This is a genomic window from Adlercreutzia muris (genome assembly GCF_041223505.1).
In the GTDB taxonomy this organism is placed as follows: domain Bacteria; phylum Actinomycetota; class Coriobacteriia; order Coriobacteriales; family Eggerthellaceae; genus Adlercreutzia; species Adlercreutzia muris.
Genome location: NZ_JBCLQK010000005.1, coordinates 200,642 through 223,353 on the forward strand (window position 1 = coordinate 200,642; position 22,712 = coordinate 223,353).

1 protein-coding gene (cut by both window edges) is annotated in these 22,712 nt (G+C 68.3%); it reads left to right on the forward strand.

All 22,712 nt of this window come from inside a single coding sequence — locus AAK988_RS06565, SdrD B-like domain-containing protein (RefSeq protein ID WP_369880526.1), on the forward strand. Of the gene's 73,992 coding nucleotides, 37,043 precede the window and 14,237 follow it; the stretch shown corresponds to coding positions 37,044-59,755, spanning codon 12,348 (partial) through codon 19,919 (partial); the first complete codon in view begins at position 2. Both the start codon and the stop codon lie outside the window.

Here is a 22,712-nt window from a genome sequence, read left to right on the forward strand (position 1 = left end):
CGTGGATCCGCGTACCAAGTACGTCTACACCACCGCCGGCCTCGGCCGCCTGGTCAAGATCGGCGAGAACTACTACCTCTACACCGAGGTGGAGAAGAACAAGCTGGACAGCACCGGCAAGCCGCTCGTGGACGCGGACAAGAACCCCGTGAAGGAGCGCTACGCCCACTACGTGGCCCAGGTGAAGGCGCCCGACGGGGCGACCATCACCGCCGACGAGGGCCGTTTCACGGCTGTGGGGGAGACCTTCTACACCTTCAGCGACCCCGATCCGAGCAGCACCGACGGCACCGAGGGCACCGAGGGCACGTGGAACGTCGTGCGCGACGGCGTGGTGGTCACCGAGAAGTCGTTCCGCCGCGACCTGGTGCCCGGCACCGACAAGCTCGGCGACTACATGGAGGCCGAGGCCAACCAGCTCTACATCGAGGTGAAGTCCCCGGCGTCCGATTCCAACGAGGGCCCCTCGATCTATCTGCCCGTGGAGATCATCCGCGTGAAGGACGAGGAGCCGCCGAAGGCCCCCGACGCCTACGACGAGTTCGAGTACAGCCGCAACGAGACCGTGGACGACATCCGCACCACCCAGACGCGCAACGTGATCTTCCACATCCCGCTGAAGGATCCGGGCATTCCCTACAAGACCAACGAGGCGGGCGAGTGGATGCTGCGCGAGAAGGGCACCGACATCCTGACGAGCGATGTGTCCACGCCCGTGGACTACAACGCCGACGGCACCCCGAACCTGGGCACCTACGACCCGGAGGTGTGGGAGATCATCCCCTACACCTTCAACAACTACCGCGTGGACGGCCGTACCCTGGCCTGGGTGGCCACGGGCGACAACGACCCGTACTTCCACCACAACGAGATCCAGTACGATCCGGCCTTCCTGGAGTCCTTCGGGATGGACAACAACTGGATCGAGCACGACACCCTGTTCTTGCCCTCGGGCGAGAACGACGCCTGGCAGTACAACGAGCACCCCTGGTTCGCGGCCACCATCACCAACTCCGCGGACAAGCTGGAGCCTGAGGACTACACCGACATCGTGGAGGCCCAGGGCAACCTGAAGCACGCGAAGCTCGTGTACGCCCTGCACCTGCCGAGCCAGGTGACCTTCTACGACGACCGCATGCTCACCGACGACAAGGAGCTGGCCGGCTGGGACGGCACCACCTCCACCGACAGCAACTACCAGTGGATCGGCGACTACGAGGACGACGAGTACGCCTTCTACGTGGAGCGCACCTACCGCGACCGCCACGCCGAGGTGGCCGACCCGGCCGCCGGCGACTACGTGGTGGACGCCGCCGCCCACAAGATCGAGCGCTGGGTGACCGTGGCCGAGAACAACGACAAGGACAACGCCCCCAAGACCAAGCCCGACACCGCGGCCGGCGAGACCGTGCGGGCCGCCGACGGCACCCCGGCCATGGTCGACGACGGCACCGGCACCCTGGTGCCCAAGACCGAGGCCGACACCAAGGCCGGCGAGTACGTGGCCAACGCCGCGGGCGAGAAGCTCGTGGCCAAGACCTGGGCCGACAAGGCCCTGGGCGAGGGCGTCATGCGCATCGAGCGGCTGACTCCCAAGCAGCTTTTGGCCGAGGGCTGGACCGTGAAGGTGACCTACCAGCCCAACTACGGTGACGACACCTTCGCCACGACCGGTCCCACGGCCGGCCGCGGCGGCGCCGACAACGCCCACTACGGCAAGGCCGACCTGGACGACCCGACCGACACCCTGGCGAGCCGCAACCTCGTCCACGACCGCCTGGCCGGCGAGTCCGAGGAGAACCAGGGCGTGGGCGCGCTGACCACACCGAAGGCCCACGCCCACGATCGCGAGGTGGTCGTGTTCGAGCTGGCCGCCCCCGACGACGCCACCGATAGCGAGTTCGCCGAGTTCGACAGCTTGCTGAACGCCTTCTACGCCGGCGCCCACGCCGACGGCTACCTGGGCTACGGCGACGCCATCACCGTGAAGGTGAAGACCCGCCTGGACAACCTGGGCGACGTGGAGTCGGCCATGGACGACAGCCTCTACGAGGACGGCAACCTGGTCAGCTTCAAGAAGCAGATGGAGACCGTGGCCTCCTGGGACGGCGACGACTCCCAGTTCTACGCCACGGCCCACGAGACCAAGCTGAACTGGCTGTCCGACGACCCGGCCGACGGCGCCTGGGATCATATCTATGATGACGGCTTCAACGGCAAGGACGAGAACGGCAACGACCTCAACAGCGGCGAGAACACCGGCTTCGGCAAGGACGAGAACGGCAACCCCATCGATCCCAGCAGCGCCGGTGGCTCGGCGGCCACCAAACCCAAGCTTGAGGACGACCAGATCAAGACCCTCATCGGCACGTCGTTCCACGGCCAGTCGGTGAACCGCTTCTTCCGCGCCGGCAAGAAGGCCGAGGACAACCAGTACGAGAATATCAACTACGACCGCGACAAGGACTTCGACGACCTGTACGTGACCGCCACCTCCGGTTGGTTCCACGTGCGCAAGCCCAGCGTGTCGGTGCGCTCCGACACCGAGAAGCTGCGCAGCCTCATCTACAACTCCGACATGAACGTCTACACCGGCCAGGACGTGCAGCTGCGCGGCTCCAACGGGTTCTACCTGACCCAGGCCGTGAACACCGGCGGCGCCGTGAACAGCTTCGTGGTGGATTGGCAGGTGCCCTTCTGGGCCACTGCCGGCGCCACGGCCAACGACAACGCCATGACCGTGAACAACGCGCCCTTCGAGTCCACTGCCTACGCCGTGGGTCGCCTGAGCTCGGTGTTCGAGCGCGTGTCCACGGGCGTGTGGGAGGTCCCCGGGGCCCTCTACACCGACACCGGCGATAATAAGGGCACGCCTTTGGCCGCCAACGAGGCCGGCGCCCTGCCCGCCAACGAGGCCGCTGAGACCGAGAGCCAGCTGCGCCTGTTCATGTTCGCCCGCATCGTGTCCACCGACCGTGCTGAGCGCGTGAACGCCTACAACGAGCAGAACGGCCCCACCTACACCGACCATGAGAACTTCGCCCTGCCCGGCAGCGATGCCGACCGCGACTACTGGTACGGCGAGGACGAGATCGACGAGGTGTTCGGCGACTCCACCGACTACAACACCGCCGACGAGCAGCGCTGGATCCAGATCGGCGAGCCGGGCGGCTACGCCATCTCCGACAAGGAGAACGTCACCATCGACGACAGCTTCCTCGACAAGTACGAGGGCTGCCAGGTGCGTCAGATCCGCTGGGTGGTGAAGGCCGTGCCCACCACCGACGAGAGGGGCCGCGCCATCACCCCGCGCGTCGACGACGACCGCCTGTCCCACGAGGTGGCCGTGCCCCACGGCTTCCGCCTCGACGTGGACGCCGTGCCCGATTCCGACGAGAAGCTCTACGACCAGAACGGCAAGGAGGTCGTCACCGCCGGCAAGCAGGAGGCCGACGAGTTCGACCCGCTGCGCCTGAACGCCGGCTGGGGCTACAAGAAGAACAACCACGGCCAGGTGCAGATCCTGGACGCGGCGGGCAACTACTACCCGGACACCACCGTGGCCCTGCACTCCGGCATCACCGACAACGCCCCCATGGTGGACTTCGCCACGTCGCTTCTGAACACGCCCACCGTGGGCCAGGCCTCCCAGAACCCGCCCGACAACGAGGCCCCCTCGGCCGAGGCCGACCCGTCGGTGCACGTGAACCACTTCGTCTCGGCGGTGCCGCGCTACGACGACACCAAGAGCGTGGAGACCGAGCGCAGCCGCGCCGGCTTCATCCGCACGCCCGAGTCGCCGGTGCTGGCCCTCGAGATCATCCAGGGCTACTTCTCCGGCTCCGGCACCACCGGCTACAAGTGGGTCACCGGCGCCTCCACCATCGACAAGGGCTCCTCGCGCATGATGCGCTACAAGATCATCCTGTCCAACCTCTCCGACGAGCAGATGGCCGCCCTGAACTACAAGGGCTACGAGCAGGACTACTGCGCCAACCCGCAGATCTCCCAGATCCTGCCCTATGTGGAGGGCTTCGGCGCCTCCCAGGACATGACCGACGACAAGCTGCAGTACGTGGCCTACGACGACCTGTACACCACCAAGACGGTGACCAACCCCGACAACACTACCACCACCGAGACCGTGCCCAACCCGGTCTACAGCTACTTCGACTGGGACTACGTGTCCACCAAGGTGGGCAACAAGCCCCATCCCAACCTGGACGCGAAGCAGCCCATCTGGACCTACTACGTGGCCGACATGACCGACTACCTCGAAGTGGGCGACGTGGTGCGCTCCAACTCCTCCTCGGCGCCGCGCATGAACGACCCCGGCCCCATCAACAGCAAGGGCTCGGCCTTCCTCGTGGCCGACAAGGCCGCCGGCGTGGACGCGGGCTCCAACTTCAACCGCAAGATGTTCAACTGGCGCTTCAGCGGCCAGAAGTCCATCAAGGACGTGGAGGACGAGAACGGCAACGTGACCCAGGTCACCGAGTACGACCGCGGCATCCTGCCCCCGGGCCAGGGCATCGTCATCGAGCTCATCATGCCGGTGCAGAAGGAGTCCTCCGACTTGCTGTCGGAAGACTTGCTGACCACCTCCGGCTACGGCTACAAGCCCGGCTCGTTCATGCCCTACACGCCGGCCACCTCCGATAACGACGGCTCCACTCGCGGCCTGGTGTCCGATACCCGCGACGTGAACCTGGACGGCCAGACCTCGCAGTCCATGGTCATGATGCAGCTGAAGGCCCTGGAGTTCACCGGCGAGCAGAACCTGTCCAACACCAAGACGGCCTCCACCCAGATGGAGGACTTGGCCACCTACGCCTCCAACGGCGCGGCCGCTGTGCCCGAGGGCACCACCTACAGCTACTACACCAGTGCGGTGAACCCCGAGGCCGACGAGTCGAAGGCCCGCAACTTCAACAACATCGCGCTCTACGACATCCTGCCGTTCGAGGGCGACTACCAGATCTGGACGAACAACAACGCCGAGCCCATCAGCCGCGGCTCCCAGTGGTCCGGCTGGCTGAAGGACCTGGACTCCATCAAGGTGAAGCGGTTCTCCGCCGCCGATTCCACCATGCCCGCCGACGGCATCACCCTCACCGACGGCGTGGACATGGACATCTGGGTCGGCCCCTACGAGGAGGATCCGGCCACGGGCCGCATCAGCCTAGCCGATCCCTCCGACCTGTTCTGGATGTACATGTACGGCGACAAGGTCGTCTACGGGCCGAACTACGGCTCCTTCGAGGACGGCAAGGACCCCGACGACCTGGAGCAGTGGACTGACAGCTCCTACTACGAGTTCGAGAAGGTGCGCCTCGGCGAGTACGACGAAGTGACCGGCAACCTCATCACCGACGCCGACACCATGAAGCGCCGCTACAAGCTCGTGAAGCTGGCCGACCTGAAGGAGTACGTGGAGGAGTACCCCGAGGAGAAGGAGGAGCTGACCCGGGGCCTGGTAGCCATCTGGGCCCAGCCGAAGATCGACACCTTCATCCCGCGCAAGGGCTACCTGCGCCTCGTCTACGACCTGAAGGCCCCGCTGAACCTGCCCAAGTTCCTGGGCACCAAGACGGGCGACCCGGCCGTTGACATGCAGGCCGAGGTGAAGCAGGAGGAGTACGACAAGTACACCGAGGCCGAGAAGGCCCTCTACAACAAGCGTCGTGCCCGCGCCGCCGAGCTGCGCTCCGCCGTGCAGTGGAACACCTTCTACTGCCGCGTGAACATCAACGACTCCGGCGACATCTCCGGCGCCTACCACGTGGAGGACGTGCGCGCCGGTACCTTCGTGGACGCCCCGGACAACCGCGGCTACATCGGCGACTACGTGTGGCTCGACTCCGACTGGTCCGGCACCCCCGAGGACGACGTGCTGGATATGAACGGCAAGGAGGCGGAGAAGGATGCCGACGGCAACGTGCTGAATTCCGCCTACCAGACCTCGCTCAACGGCCGCAAGCTGCTGCGCGGCGTGGTGGTGGACCCGGTTACCGGCAAGCCCGAGTACGAGACCGTGCGCGAGCCGGCCATCGACCGCGACGGCAACCAGGTGGTCGACAAGGACGGCAACCCGGTGTACTACGAGAAGCAGATGCTCAAGCGCTTCGACAACACCACCTACAAGGATGCCAACGACCGCGACCAGAGCCGCCTGAAGGATCTGGACTACGACCTGGAGAAGGAAGACCCGGGCATCAACGACGTCAAGGTGGAGCTCCTGAACGAGTACGGCAACCCTGTCAACCGCGACGGCGAGGTGTCGGTGCTCGTGAACAACGACAAGACTGGCCGCCAGGACCGCTGGGTCCGCTGCGACGAGCGCACCGGCAAGCCGGAGTTCGACGCCTGGGGCAACTACATCTCCGCCGACTCGGGCGCGCCCTGCGTCTACTACACCGAGACCGACTACTACGGCAACCCGGGCTACTATGTGTTCAGTAACCTGGAGCCGGGCAAGTACCGCCTGCGCTACACCTTCCCCGAGGAGTACTACAACTTCTCACCCACCCAGAAGTCCATCGGCGAGACGGACATCTACGCCAACGCCGAGGACAAGGACCTCACCGTGGAGCGCATCGAGGCCGACCATGCCAACGGCGTGGATGCGGCGCTCGTGGTGACCACCTCCACCATCGAGGTGGAGCCCGTGGCCTACGATCAGGCCAACGCCGGCACCGACGCCTACGACAAGGCCGTGCACGAGGCCTACGACAAGAAGGCCACCTCCATGAAGCTCGGCATCGCCCAGGGCATCACCTTCGAGGGCATCACCTACCGCGACGATATCCTGGCCGACGGCACGCCGGAGGAGGACATCCAGATCAACTCCCTGCTGGATTCCGTGGGCGTGGGCACCGGCACCACTGAAGAGCAGATGGCCGGAGCCGATGCCAAGCCCGAGCGCCGCCTCGAGGGCATCCGCGTGAACGTCTACGAGTACGACAAGGCGAAGGGGTCCATCTCGTCCACTCTGGCCACCGATGCCGACGGCAACGCCGCCACCATCGTGACCGACGACACCGGCTTCTTCCGCTTCCGCCTGAAGGCCGGCAAGACCTACATCATCAAGACCTCCGAGACCGTGGCCAACCGCCTCATCAAGCCCACGCTGAACACCTGGAGCAACGATGCGACGGCCTACCAGCGCGACGGCTTCTACTACCACGACTCCGACGTGCTCGTGGCCGACAACGACCTGCGCTACGTGTCCGGCTCCGCCCGCACCTACCCGCTCACGGCCGCCCTGCCGCTGGACGCGGACGGCAAGGTGATCTACCAGGATCCCGCCAACAAGTGGCTCGGCTACGAGCGCCAGGACAAGCTGGCTTTGGGCTACGTGGACGGCACCAAGGGCTATTTGGGCAACAACGTGTGGAGCGATGCCAACTACGACGGCGTGCAGCAGGCCGACGAGGAGGGCGTGGGCCAGGGCCGCGGCAACGGCGGCGTGAAGGTGAAGCTGGAAACCTGGTACTACGGCCCGACCGAGACCCGCATGGAGTACGTCCAGAAGAAGGATTCCAACGGCAACCCGCTGTGGAAGACCAACGCCGCCGGCGTGCCGGTGATCGACCCCGACACCGGCGAGAAGACCCCGGTCATGGAGTGGACCATGACCGATGAAGGCGAGTTCCGCTGGCAGCTGTACCCCGGCGATGAGCTGCGCGAGGCCTACACGGGCGACGCGGCCGCGGCGGGCACCTACCTGTTCCGCGACGTGTCCTCCTACGTGGTGGACCCGCGCGACACCCGCAACCTGGACAGCGACTACAAGACCAAGCGCCTGGCCGGCTACCGCCTGCGCATCGATCAGGAGGACCTGAACGCGCTCGATGAGGACTACGCCATCACCGTGCGCAACGCCTTCATGACCGATAACACGGGCAACCGCGGCCAGTCGGTGGACTCCGACTCCGACCTCATGACCAAGCCCGTGGCCACCGGCGTGCTGCGCCAGGCCAACGACGTGGCCTCCGGCTACACCGACGGCACCGCCTACTACATCAAGAACGGCTCGGTCTTCGAGCCCATGCCCGCCGGCACCGACCCGGCCGTGACCCGCTACGTGAAGGTGGCCAACGGCAACGCCGCCGGCGACGACATCTACGTGGCCGTGGCCGACGCGCCCTTCGCCCCGGGTACTGCGGACGAGGGCGACGGCGAGGCGGAGGAGCCCGGCGAGGGCTTCAACGGCACCCAGAGCGCCGATGGCACCAACTCCGAGGACGCCACGACCCTGACCTACTACCTGAACGAGCAGCGGGACGAGGGCTGGACGCCGGAGCCCGGCTCCTTTGCCGACGGCTACATCGTGCTCGCCTCCATCGGCCAGCACTCCGCCACCGGCACGCTCATCGACCGCGTGACCGGCGAGCCTTTGGCCGACTCGCCGGAGCTGGCGCCGTTTGCCGAGCTGAACGAGAACACCCCGGTGGAGGTCGCCTACACCACGGTGTACCGCAACGAGACCGACGCCACCCAGCAGATCACCATCACCGATCCCTACCCGACGGGCAAGGGTCTCACGGCCGGGACCGACGTGGTCTGCGTGGACGCCGTCTGCGACAAGGCCGGCGTGCCCGTGAGCATGAACGCCACCGACGACGAGGGCAACCCCGTGGTGCGCTTCGGCACCGACGACGTGGACGGCTCCGGTGCCTACACCGGCCGCATCAAGCTGGCCCCGGGCGAGTCCGTGACCGTGACGGCCACCTACCGCTTCCGCACCGTGAAGACCGTGGTGCACGCCGCCACCGTGGGCGGCACCGAGGACGGCGAGGTGGAGACCAACACCGTGGCCCACAAGGTCAAGCGCGACCTGGAGGCCCTGCGTCCGGTGCTGCCGCTGTACCAGAGCTCCATGCTGCGCGACGGCGACAAGGTGACCTACGACGAGAACGGCCAGGAGACCGAGCGCGTGGCTCCCACCATCGCCACTGGCGACTACGTGACGGGCAAGAACTTCGCCCAGGCCACGGTGGCCATCGAGGCCGACGGGCTTTCCGTGGGCCGCGTCATCTTCAAGACCGAGCTCACCGGTAGCGCGCTGCCGGGCACGGTGATCGGCCAGGTGCCGGTGGCCGGCCTGCTGAAGCACGAGGGCTCCCCGGTGAACCTCATCGTGGCCGGCCCCCGCGACGCGGCCATGAACGTGCTCGGCGCCACCTGGGCCGACAACGGCCTGGAGAGCTCCGACAACGAGGTCTACGGCCAGGAGAAGATCGACGAGGACGGCATCGCCACGGGCCTGTACCTGCCCCTGCTCACCCTGGGCGGCAAGGCCGTGAACCGCTACGAGTCCACCGAGGCCGTGGAGGAGGCCCTGAACGACCTGTGGAAGGCCGCCCAGGATCTGAAGAAGGAGATCCCGGCCGCCCCGAAGACGCCGCCGACGCCTGAAGAGCTCGCTCGCACCAATGAGAAGTACAACGAGGAGAACTTCTACGACGCCATCAAGGTGGTGGATCCGAACAACCCGACCGACGACGAGCGCAAGCGCGCCCGGGAGGCCGCCGACAAGGCCTGGTCCACCGACTGGGAAAACTTCCTCACCACGTGGAACAAGACTCTCGGCTTCGTCTACGCCGACGCCAACGGCGAGCTCATCACCTACAAGGTGAACACCGAGGCCACCAACGTGTTCACCCAGCCCTACAACAAGCACGGCATCGTCATCCAGGGCGAGACCGAGCAGGACGAGTGGCTCGTGTACTGCGCCGCCTACGAGGGCGACGACACCTACCTCTATGGCTTGTGCGACAAGGGCACCACGGTGACCACCGGCACGCTTTCCAAGGAGGAGTTCCCCGGCTACAAGGCCATCTACGACCACCTCAAGGCAGACTTCGACGCCAAGACCGCCCGCTACGAGGAGGCCCTGGCCATCTACAATACCCTGAACGACGAGTACGCCACCTACAAGGGCAAGTACAAGACCTACCTGGCCGAGAAGCTGGAGTACGAGTCCGAGGAGGACTACGGCAACGGCAAGATGCTCTTCGGCGACGTGAACACCGTCTACGACTTGGGCGACGCGGCCCGTCTGTACAACTGGGACGCCGGTCTGGTCATGGTGCCGCGCTCCAGCATCTCCGGCAAGGTGTGGGACGACTCGTTCTACGAGACCGACGAGAACGCCCACGACGCCGCGGCCCGCGAGCGTGCCTACAACGGCATCCAGGACGACGGGGAGCCGGGCCTGGCCGACCAGGCCGTGTACCTGACCCAGTGGTACTACCTGCCCTATGCCGACCTGAACGGCAACCAGGCCGCCGACGGCAACGCCGACGCCTTCCGCTTCACGGTGAACGCCGAGCTGGCCGAGCTGGCCGCCAAGGAATCGCTTTCCGAGGAGGACGCTGCCCGCGTGGCCGAGCTGGCCGCCGAGGCCGGCGTGCCCGCCGAGGCCCTGGAGGCCGGCGACTTCGAGCCCGCCTCCGACGGCTCCGGCTTCTGGGTGCGCAACCTCGCCTTCGGCACCGACAAGATGACGAGCCACACCGTGAAGGTGCCGGTCATCGATCCGGTCACCGGCGAGCAGGCCACCGATCCGGTCACCGGCCTGCCGGCCGAGGAGGACCAGGTGAACCCCCGCTCCACCGATGCGTGGAACGTGGAGGGCGCCCGCGGCGTCATCGCCGTGAAGACGGCCGACGCGCGCCACTACACCGAGACCGTCACCGAGGGCACCGGCGACGACGCCGTGGACGTGGAGGTGGACCGCGTGGACGAGAGCACCCGCGGCGTGTACACCTTCGACAACCTGCCCGCGGCCTACACCGCCCCCGACGGCGGCCACTACCTGGCCAGCTACCGCGTGGAGGTGGGCGAGCGCCTGTTCACCACCGGCGACCAGACCGTCACGGCCGACGACGAGCAGTGGCTGCTCACCCGCTACCACAAGACCCTGCCCGGCGCCGACGGCTCCGACCCGACCGCGGCCTACGATGTGGATTCCGACGCCGAGGGCACCCTGGGCAAGAACGGCGGCATCGCCATCACGGCCCAGGACGAGGTGCTGACCCTGGACGGCGGCGCCCATGCCGGCGTGCGGCCCCATTCCGGCCACATCATCCTGGCCGGCGAGGCCGAGAACGTGAAGCACTCCAACATCGATCCGGATACGGCCGCTCGCGACCTGCAGGCCTCCAAGGTGACCGTGCCCCTGGCCGACGTCGTCAACAAGACCGTCGACGGCACCCCTGGCGACGACGCCTACGTCATGGCCGACGGCACGAAGGTGCTCGTGCCCACCGACCGCTACCTCACCTACGACTGGCTGACCTACCGCACCCTGAAGAACGACGACGGCACCGATGTCATCGACCCGGCCACGGGCCTGCCCAAGAAGATGGTACGCGGCGGCGACGCCGGCGAGATCAAGCCGCCGACCCAGAAGATCACCGGCGTGGTGTTCAACGACGCCGACAACGACGGCATCAACGGCACCGTGAACGCCGGCGAGGGCGATGAGGCCGCCGACGCGCCGGTGAAGGGCGCCCAGCTGACCCTGGAGCGCTTCTACACCCTGGCCGAGGACCTCGGCACCGACGAGGCCTCGGTGGCCGGTAACGGCTGGCACGCCGATCCCACCTGGTCCACCGCTGCGGAGCAGGCCGCCTACGAGGCCGACCGCACCCAGGGTTTGGCCGGCGACAACCACTACGGCGCCTGGGAGGCCCCGGAGGTCGGGGAGGGCGAGACCTGGTACCGCGAGGTGACCGATCCCACCGACGGCACCGTGAGCTACGCCGCCTACAGCGAGGCCGACCTGGCGGCCCTCTTCCCGGCCCCCATGACCACCGCCGAGGTGTACCGCCAGGTGGTGGCCCCGGCCGTGGGCGTGAAGGGCGTCTACGAGAAGGTGCTGCTCATGCAGTACGCCAACGGCGTCATCTGCCCGAAGATGGAGGTGGAGACCTACTACAAGGAGACCGCCGGCACCTACGAGGCCTACGACGAGGCCGAGCTGGCCGCCCTGTTCACCGCCGAGGTGACCGAGGTTGAGGCCTTCGCCTGCGTGGCCGACGCCGAGGTGGACGAGAGCGGCGACGAGACCAAGCCCGCCGAGTACGCGCCGGTGACCCTGGTGCTGAACGAATACGGCATCCCCGTGCCCGTGAAGTCCGAGGTGGACGGCACCCACAACGCCATCACCCTGGCCGACGGCTCCTACGAGTTCACCAACTTGAAGACCCAGGGCTGGCTGCCGTTCAAGGACGGCGTGGCCGTGGCCGACGGCACCGAGGGCGCCGAGCCCAAGCTCGTGGTGTTCGGCTACCGGGTGCGCCTGACCGAGGCCGACTGGTGGAACCGCTACTGGGGCACCGCCAAGTACCTCCAGGGCTCCTCCTACGCCGCCGATGCCGAGGACTGGAAGGCCGACTCCGACCTGGTCCACGCCGACGGCTACCTCATGAGCGGCACCGCCGCCGAGGGCGACTCGTCCGAGTACACCGTGCTGCTGGACGTGAAGGCCGGCGATTCGCCGTCGGTGAACCTGCGCCGCGCCCTGAACCCCGACAACCCGAACCAGAACAGCCATGACCGCTACGGCGATAACGACCGCTACGACGGCGACCCGGTGGAGTGGGTGTACACCACCAACGCCGCCGCGGCCGCGGCCGGCGGCGCCGCGACGGCCGCCGAGGCCGCTGGGGCCGACGAGGGTGCGGGCAAGTTCCGCCCCGTGCTCGCCTTCGACCTGGCCCGCGGCGCCGACCGCGCCGGCAACGACGCCGGCCTGCGCGTGCCCGTGCAGCAGAAGATCGGCGGCCGGGTGTTCCATGACGCCGACTACGACGGCACCCTGGCCCGCACCCGCCAGATGAACACGCTGGCCTCTTCCGAGGCGCCCCTTGTGGCCGCCGAGGCCGGCGGCGAGGGCGAGGATGCCGACGGCGACGATGCCGCTCCGACCGGTGACTTGGGCCTGGCCGGTAAGCGCGTCATCCTGAAGCAGTGGTACTGGGCCCCCGTGACCCGCACGGTGTACAAGAACGCCGCCGGCGAGGTCATCGACGCAGCCGACGCCTTCGTCGACGAGGACCAGACCACTCTGGCCGACGGCGTGACCGCCGAGGCCGTGACCGCCAACGAGTGGATCCTGAACGGGAACTTCGGCAACGACGGCTACACCGTGGCCGAGGGTTCCGTGACCTACCGCACCGAGACGATCACCCGTCCCGACGGCTCCACCGAGGACGTGTCTGTGGTGGACACCACGACCGACGAGGCCTACGCCGAGGGGCTCACCACCATCATCCCGAACGCCACCTACCTGGAGGGCGTGGGCGTGACCGTGCTCACCGACGGTGACAGCACTGCCGACGACGGCAGCACCCTCACCGTGGCCGGCGACTACCTGTTCGATCGCCTGCCCACCCGCTTCGTGGCCGCCCGCCACGGCGACATCATGAGCGAGCCGGAGGACGAGGACGAACAGCCCGTGGTCGTGGACCCGAGCAACCTGGCCGCGCCCGCCGGCGAGTACCTGGCCGGCTACACCGTGGAGGTGCTGGGAGGCGCGGTGGATACCGCCAACGCCGAGGCCATCCCGGGCCTGCCCGCCACGCTGCTCCAGACCGACGATGCCGACGACGCCATGAACTCCAAGGCCGTGAGCGCGCTGGCGGCCAAGGGCTCCCAGAAGCAGAACTTCGCCGACTACACCGACGGCAACTATCCCGTGCGCATGAACGAGCTCACGGTGCAGGTCACCGACGGCGCCGGGGCCACGGTGAAGGCCGCGCTCGACGGTAAGATCGTCCTGGCCACCCAGGCCGAGGCCCAGCCGACCGCCGGCGACGGCGAGCCCACCCGCGACGCCGCCTCCGGCGCCCGCGCCGATGCGGCCGCCGCCACGTCCCGCGGCACCCAGCCCCAGTACTACGTGAACGAGACCCGCGGGGCTGAGGCCGCCGGCTCTGCCGCCGGCGCCGAGGTGGCCGCCCGCGACGAGAACGGCCAGCCGGCCGACCAGACCGTCATCTACGACTGGTCCTGTGGCCGCGACGAGACCCGCATGCACGCCGGCTTCGGCGAGTACGGCTACACCGCCATCACCGGCAAGGTGTGGCGCGACCACAACTTCGACGGCATCCTGAACGTCGGCGAGGAGCCGGTGCCCGGCCAGAAGCTGTCCATCACCCAGTGGTTCTACGTGGACGATGCAGCCCTCATCGAGGCCCTGGCCGCCGATCCCGAGAACTTCACCGTGGACCGCATCGACAACGTCATCACCCGCAACCCCGACAAGACCCCGAACGAGACCGTGAAGGCCGCGTGGGTCCACGTGAAGACCGCCGCCGAGAAGCAAGCCGCCTACGACGCCGAGGTTGCCGAAGCCGGTGCCTCCACCATCGACGTGGCCGATGTGCGCACGAGCTTCTCCCGTCCCGACTCCGTGACCGACGCCGCGGCCGGGGCCTACGCCTTCGAGCAGCTCCCGAGCTTCGTGTACCTGGGCGGCAGCTTCACCGCCGCCACCGAGGGCGACGAGAACACCCCGGGCACGCCGGCCGCCAACGATCTGTATGTGCTCCAGCCCAACGACACCGATCTGACCGGCGCCCTGGAGGCCAACGAGGTGGCTCTGGACAAGCTGTACCTGGCCTCCTACCGCATCACCCTGGCCGAGGTGGCCCCCGACTTCAGCCTGACCACGCCGCACGTGGGCGTGAACGTGGGCGACAAGACCCTGGGCGATATGTCCGCCATTACCGTGCCCGGCCTGGAGGGCTCCGACTCCGACGCCCTGCGCCCCGATCCGGCGGGCGACCGCGTCATCCAGATCGTCGACGAGTACTTCGACAACTCCTGGAATGGCGAGGGCACCTTCGACGAGTACGACAAGAACACCGAGGACAATTACAACAAGGACGACCGCGACGAGGCGGACGAGAACAAGAACAACGCCAGCTTCTGGCGCACCGACGGCTATGTGATCGTGGCAGCCCGCGGCGCCGACGGCAACCGTTACAACGACGCCGGCACCGAGCGCGACGAGGCCAGCTACCAGTACGAGCAGATCTACAACGGGGTGCGCTACGACGTGCCGCGCCCGCTGTTCGCCCAGCGCGGCGGCCACGCGGGCCTCGTGAAGATTCCGCGCACGAGCCTCACGGGCCGCGTGTGGGACGACACCGGCATCTACAACGCCGACGGCACCTACGACGTGTCCTGCGGCTACAACGGCGTGCAGGACGCCGGCGAGCGCGGCCTGGCCGACCAGACCGTCTACCTCACCCAGTGGTACTGGGCGCCGGCCGGAAGCACTGCCTTCGCCGCCATCGCCGACACCGAGGCCGACTTCGTGGCCGCCGACGGCACCGTCACCTCCGTGGCCGCCGCCGACGCCGCCGACTTCGCCCCTGGCGACGACTGCGTGGGCGCCTGGGTGCGCAACAGCCTCTTCGGTGCCGACACCTACACCTCCAACAAGTACGGCGCCCGCGCCGACGGCGAGCCCGTGGAGCCCATCATCTACGACGGCAACGCCGCCGCCCAGACGCCTCTGGCGAGGGTGAACGGGGTGGAGGGCGCCCTGGCGGCCACCACCAACGAGGACGGCCAGTGGCTGGCCGAGAACCTGCCCACGGTGTTCGTGAGCGACGACGACCAGTACTACCTGGCCGCCTACCGCACTGAACTGGCCGATCTGTACCGCGAGCCGGCCGGCAACGCCGCCGACGGCACCGACAATCAGTGGGTGCTCACCCGCTACCATCACAACGGCGACGGCGCCGAGCTGTCCTCGGTGAACGGCACGGCTTCCGTGACCGACGACTCCGACGTGGCTGCCGACCTGTCGGTGACCGAGCGCACCGGCATCGCCGGCGGCATGGTCATCGCCGGGCGTCTGGACGCCGCCATCTGCGGCCTGGCCTCCGAGGGCACCGCCGTGGACGGCACGGCTGCCACCCGCACCACCCGCGGCTTCAAGGGCCAGACCATCCTGGCCTGGGCCGCCCAGGATACGACCACCAACGAGGCGGGCGAGTACACCCACGCCAACGCCAACGCCTTCGTGGCGCTGCCCGCCGGGGCCGGCATGGGCACGGGCGCCGAGGTGTACGACTGGATCATGGATCCCGAGACCGCCACGGTGACCGATCCCGACACGAACGTGACCACCGAGACCGTGGTTCCCGTGGAGGCCGGCGATGTGGGCGAGACCCAGGCCCCGCGCCAGACCATTAGCGGTCTCATCTGGAACGACACCGATAACGACGGCATCTACGACGGCCCGGCCGCCGACGGCAGCACCGCCGGCGAGCCCGGCGAGGCCGACCGCGCCCTGGCCCTGGAGCGCTACGCCATCACCGCCGTGCAGCAGGCCGACGGCTCCTTCGCCGTGGCCGACGGCGCCGCGTGGGAGCGCGACCTCACCTGGGCCGACCAGGCCGCGTGGGATGCCTACGACGCCGACCCGACCACGGGCCTCGGCACCCGCGGCACCACCACCGACGCCGACGGCCGCTACGAGTTCTCCGACCTGCCGAGCCACCGCTACAACCCGGCCCAGAAGGTGGAGACTCCCTTCACCGATCCCGATACCGGCGAGGAGAGCGTGCAGGTCACGGTCATTCCCGCCTCGGTGACCATCTACGGCTACCGGGTGCGCCTCATCGACACCGACTTCTGGGAGCGCACCATCGGCGCCGCGAAGTACCGTATGGGCGACGACTGCACCGTGGACTCCGACCTTATCTACGCCGACGGCTATCTGAACGCCCCGGGCGAGTACGACGTGCTCCTGAACGTGGTGACCGCCGAGTCGCCGCGGGCGAACCACGCCATCGTGCCCGCCTCCGGCAACGCCAACCAGAACAGCGCCGACCGCAACGCTGCGGCCCTCTACGAGAAGGCCGTGGCTGCCGGCGATGCCGCGGCCACGCTCACCCTGCCCGAGGCGGTCACCGACCGCAACGGCGGGGCCCTGGCCGGTGTGGTGGACGGCTCCGGCTACGCCGTGTCCACCGACGACGGCGCGCGCTTCACCTACGATCTGGGCCTGGGCGCCGACCGCGCCTCCTCCGACGGCGGCCTGCGCACGCCCGTGGCCAACAAGATCGCCGGCGTGGTGTTCAACGACACCGACTACGACGGCACCCTGAACCGCACCGAGCCGGTGCTCGACGGCGACGGCAACCCGGTGCTCGGCACCGACGGCAAGCCGGAGACCACCCTGGTGCGCGAGCCCGGCTTCGAGGGCAAGAAGGTCATCCTCAAGCAGTGGTACTACGTGCCCGGCGAGAACGGCGCCAAGGGCACCTGGCAGCTCAACGAGAACTTCGGCAACGACTACTACACCCGCGCCGAGTTCGGTGCCACGGCCACCACGGCTGCGGCCGCTTCCGCCCTGTTCACCATCCCCGGTGCCACCTACGATGCCGCCCGCAAGGGCGTGTGGGCGACCACCGATACGGCCGGCGACTACCTGTTCGACCACCTGCCGGCCCGCTACACCGCGGTGCGCGCTGCGGTGGACGGCGTGCTGGAGCCGGCCCGCGAGTACCTGGCCGGCTACACCGTGGAGGTGCTCGGCAACGACGATGGCGCCGCCCAGTCCATGAACGGCCTGCCGGCCACGCGCCTGCAGGTGAACGCCAACGGCCAGGAGAGCTGGACCATCGACGGGGATGCCGACCGGGTGAACTCCCAGGTGGTCTCCGCCGAGACGGCCGCCGCGGGCGCTCTGGTGCCCGACGTCTGCGCCGCCGGCAACTACCCGGTGCGCTGGAACGAGTACACCTGCCAGGCCGAGGCCCCTGCGGCCGACGCCGCCACCGCGCCCTTCACCAAGGCCACCCTGGACGGCCGCATCATCCTGGCCGCCCCGGCCGAGGGTAGCCTTACCCCCGCCGTGAACGACAATGCCACCGCGGGCCAGTACCGCGTGACCACCACGGGCCTGTGGAAGAACGACGGCACGGCCGACGACACGGATGTGCCCGTGGACTTCGACTTCTCCGTGGGCCGCGACGAGGTGAGCCTGAACGCCGGCTTCGGCCTGTTCGGCACCACCACCGTGGAGGGCACCGTGTGGCAGGACGACGACTTCGACGGCCTGCTCGAGACCGCCGACGGCGAGCACGGCCTGGCCGACATGAGCCTGACCCTGACCCAGTGGTACTACGTGGCCGGCACCATGGAAGGGGAGGGCGACGCCGCCCACTTCGTGGCTGCCCCCGGCGAAGTGGTGCCCGCGAACGCCACGGTGCGCCCCGTGCGCGGCGACGGCACGAACGCCGATGCCGTGGTGGGCGCCTGGGTGCGCGTGGACGGCTTCAACGGCGGCGGTGCCATGACCACCGTCACCGACGCTGCCGGCGACTACGCCTTCCCCGGTCTGCCGAGCTTCGTCTACGCCCAGGACGGTGCCAACGCCGGCATCTACCAGCCTGGCGAGAAGCAGGCCGCGGGCCGTCCCGACGAGAACAGCGAGAAGGTGGACACCGACAAGCTCTACCTGGTGAGCTACCGCCTCGTGCTCTCCGAGATCGCCCCGTCCTTCTCGCTCACCAAGACCCAGGTGGGCGTGAACATCGAGACCGATACCGTGGACGGTGCCGGCAACCTGACCACCACCTCCAAGCCGGCCGATCATCCCGGCGCCACCGACGGCACCGGCACCGGTACCGACGGCCGCGAGGACGCGGACTCCGACGCCATCCGCAACCCCGCCGACGAGATCGAGCTGCGCGAGGAGTTCTTCGACGGCGTGCTGGCCGCCTGGCGCACCGACGGCTACGTGCTCGTGAGCGATCACGCCAACCGCGGCGACGGCCACCAGTACGAGCAGAACTACGGCAGCGGCGCCAGCGGCTCGGTTGCCTACGACGTGCCCGATCCCATGGGCACCCAGCGCGGCGGCGACGCCGGCCTGTACGCCGTGCCCCGGGCCTCCATCACGGGCCGGGTGTGGAACGACATCGACCCGGCCGACCTCTCCGCCTCGCCCAACACCTACAACGGCATCCAGGATCCCGACGAGGTGGGCATCGCTGGCGAGACCGTGCTGGTGACCCAGTGGTACTACGACCCGGCCCGCACCAATGATGAGGACGGCGGCAGCCATTGGTTCCAGAACAAGGAATTCGGCCGCGACCGCTACACCTCCAATATCGACGGCGCCTACCAGGCCGGCAACACCGCCCTCGTGAAGGCGGGCGACGTGAACCCCGCCACGGGGGACGTGGAGGCGCTCACCCCCATCCTCCTGGACGGCAACGCCATGACGCCGCTCAAGTACGTGTACCGTGTGAACGGCCACAGCGTGGATGCCAAGGGTACCCTGTACGAGCTGGGCACCAACGGCGACGGCACCGTGGTGACCGAGGCCGATCTGGTTCCGGGCGTGCTGGCCACCACCACCGGCGACGTGCGTGAAGTCACCGGCGAGAACGGCGAGGTCGTGAAGGATGCCGAGCAGCTCGGTCTGTATCACTTCGCCAACCTGCCGACGGCCTACGTGACCGACGACGACCAGTACTACCTGGCCGCCTATCGCGTGGAGCTCGCCGATGTGGAGCACACCGAGAACGAGGACGGCACTGACAACCAGTGGCTGCTCACCCGCCACTTCCAGGGCGACGACCGCCAGGCCGACTCCGATGCCGACGACATCACCAACACCGGCATTGCCGGCATCAAGGTCATCGGCAGCTACGATGAGGCCGGCGTGCAGGCGCGCGCTAACGACGGCCAGGTCATTCTGGCCGGCACGCGCGACGGCGGCAGCCTCATCACCGGCGGTGCCACCTCGGGTTCCAAGTCCGTGGTCACCGTGCCCGCCGGCCAGGCCATGGACACCGACCGCCTGGTGGCCTACGACTGGAGCCGCACGGCCCCGGCCACGGCCGACGGCAAGGTGACCGTGGACGAGAACGGCGTGACCCGCGTGGCCGGCGGCGACGTGGGCGAGGTGCAGGCCCCCATCGACGATATCGAGGGTCGCATCTGGTACGACGACGACAACGACGGTCTGCTGACCGCCGACGACCTGGACGACGAGCCCGGCACCGGCAAGGACACCCTGGCCGCCGGCATCGAGGTGACCCTCGAGCGCTACTACGCCATCGTGACCGCCGACGGCACCGTGGCCGCCACCGACTGGGTGCGCGACGACGCCCTGCCCGCCGGCGTCGATGCCCTGGCGAAGTCCGCTTGGGCCTCTGCCGACCAGTGGAAGGCCTACGACGCCGACCCGACGGCCGGCCTGGGCGCCGCTGCCGATCACGGCGACGGCATCGCCCGCACCCTGGCCACCGGCGACGACGGCGTCTACCGCTTCGGCGGCCTGAAGACCCAGGAGTGGGCGCGCCTCACCCACGAGGTGGACGGCGCCACCGTCACCGAGGATGTGCAGGTCATCTACGCCTACAAGGTGCGCGTCACCGACGCTCGCTGGTGGGATCGCTTCTTCGGCACGGCCAAGATGCAGGTGTCCGGATTTGCCGGCGACGACTACGACCACGATTCCGACCTGGTGTTCAACACCGGCTACCTCATGGGCGCCGACGAGTACGACGTGCTGCTCCAGGTGGCCGACGACAACTCGCCGGCTTCCAACCGCCGCTTCGCGCCGAACTCCAAGAACCCGAACAACGGCGAGGACGAGGCCGCGGCCGAGGCCGGCAAGCCGGCCAACGAGGTGTCCGACGTGACGAGCGCCACTCGCCGCTACGACATGGCGTGGGGCATCACCCGCGTTCACAACGACGGCGGCCTGCGCGTGCCGCTGTTCCAGAAGATCGGCGGCGTGCTGTGGCGCGATGCCGATGACGCCTTCACCGCGGCTGCCGCGACCGACTACGACGGCATCCGCAACGACGGCGAGCCGGGCCTGGCCGGCAAGCGCGTCATCCTGAAGCAGTGGTACTACGTGCCCAGCGAGGACGGCGCGACTGGCCAATGGATCCAGAACACCGACTTCGGCAACGACAACTACACCCAGGCCGAGTTCGGTACCACGGTGACCGCCGCCGGTGCCACGCTCACCACCATCCCCGGCTCCACCTACGACGGCACCGAGGGCGGTATCTGGCTGCTCACCTCTGACGGCAAGACCGTGGTGGACAACGGCGACGGCACCACCACCGAGACCGTGGATGCCGCGGCCGTGGGCTCCTACCTCTTCGAGAGGCTGCCCACCCGCTTCGTGAAGGCCCACAAGGGCCATGAGCTGGGTACCGAGTACCTGGCCGGCTACACCGTGGAGGTGCTCGGCAACATCAACGGCGCTTCGGTGGAGCCCGGCCAGAAGGCCCAGGCCGTGACCGGCCTGCCGGCCACCTTGAAGCAGCAGCGCCCCACCGACGGCACCCGCGACGACGTGGTGAACTCCCAGGCCGCCAACATGACGGTCTCCGCCACCAGGAACGTCGAAGGCGATCTCAACGGCAACTATCGCCTGGCTTGGAACGAGGCCACCGAGCAGTCCACCTACGGCACCGACGAGGCGGGCAACGCCTTCACCAAGCACACCATGGACGGCAAGATCATTCTGGCCGGCGTGGCCGAGGCCAACAGCCCGGCCGCCTCCACGGTGACGACTCGCACCTCCGACGACGCCGTCAATCCCGGCGCCACGGTGGCCTTCGACTGGAACCTCGGCCGTGACGAGCGCAACCTCGACGGCGGCTTCGGCGCCTACGAGACCGGCAAGATCACCGGCACCGTGTTCCAGGACAAGAACGTGGACGGCTTCTACAGCGAGAAGGACGTGAACGCCAAGGAGACGGGCGACAAGCCGGTGGCGGGGGAGACCCTCCAGCTGTCCCAGTGGTTCTTCGTGCCCGCTGGCGATACGCTGGCTTCTGAGGTTGACCTTGGCAAGGAAGTGGAGCTGGGCGACGGCACTAAGGTCACCAAGACCCGCGACACCGCCGTAGCCCTCAAGGCCGCGGGCTTCGAGTTCGACGACACCGCTTCCGACGACGGCATCTGGTTCAAGTCCAAGACCTTCAGCTATCGCACCAACGTGGCCGACCTGCCCCTGGTGGACGTGAAGGGCGACGACGGCACCGTGACCCAGCAGCCCGCCACCCTGGATCCGCGCGTGGCCGTGGACGCCAGCGGCTGGTTCGAGGGCACCGTATCGGGCTTCAACCCCTACGCCGCCGATCCTGCCCAGAGCGCGGGCGACTACCTGTTCGAGGAGCTGACGAGCTACGTCTATGTGGACATGCTCACCCAGGGCGAGGGCGATGCGGCCACCACGGCCCTCTCCGACATCCAGCCCTACTTCCCGGGCCGCACGCACGTGAACCTGCCCGTGGGCGACGTGGCCCTGGCTGCGGCCGAGGGCGATGCGGGCGACGGCACCGACGGCGAGGGCACCGAGGGCGGCGAGTCCGAAGAGCCGACCAAGCCCGCCGTGGGCGAGGGCGTGACTCTGGATGTGGTGGACACCGACGCCGACCCGGTGGCCCTGGCCGCCGCCCAGGTCACCCGCGACCATATCTACATGACGGCCTACCGGGTGTCCCTGGACGAGACTGAGCCCGACTACGCGCTCACCTTCCCGAGCCAGGCCCAGAACCCCGATGCGGCTGCCACGGCCGCCAACCTGGCCGCCGGCCTGAACATTACCAACGATTCCGACGCCCTGCGCCAGGACGGCAACGTCGTGGAGCTGTTCGAGCAGGTGCCCGGCGAGACCAACGCCGGTCAGAACCTGGCCGTCA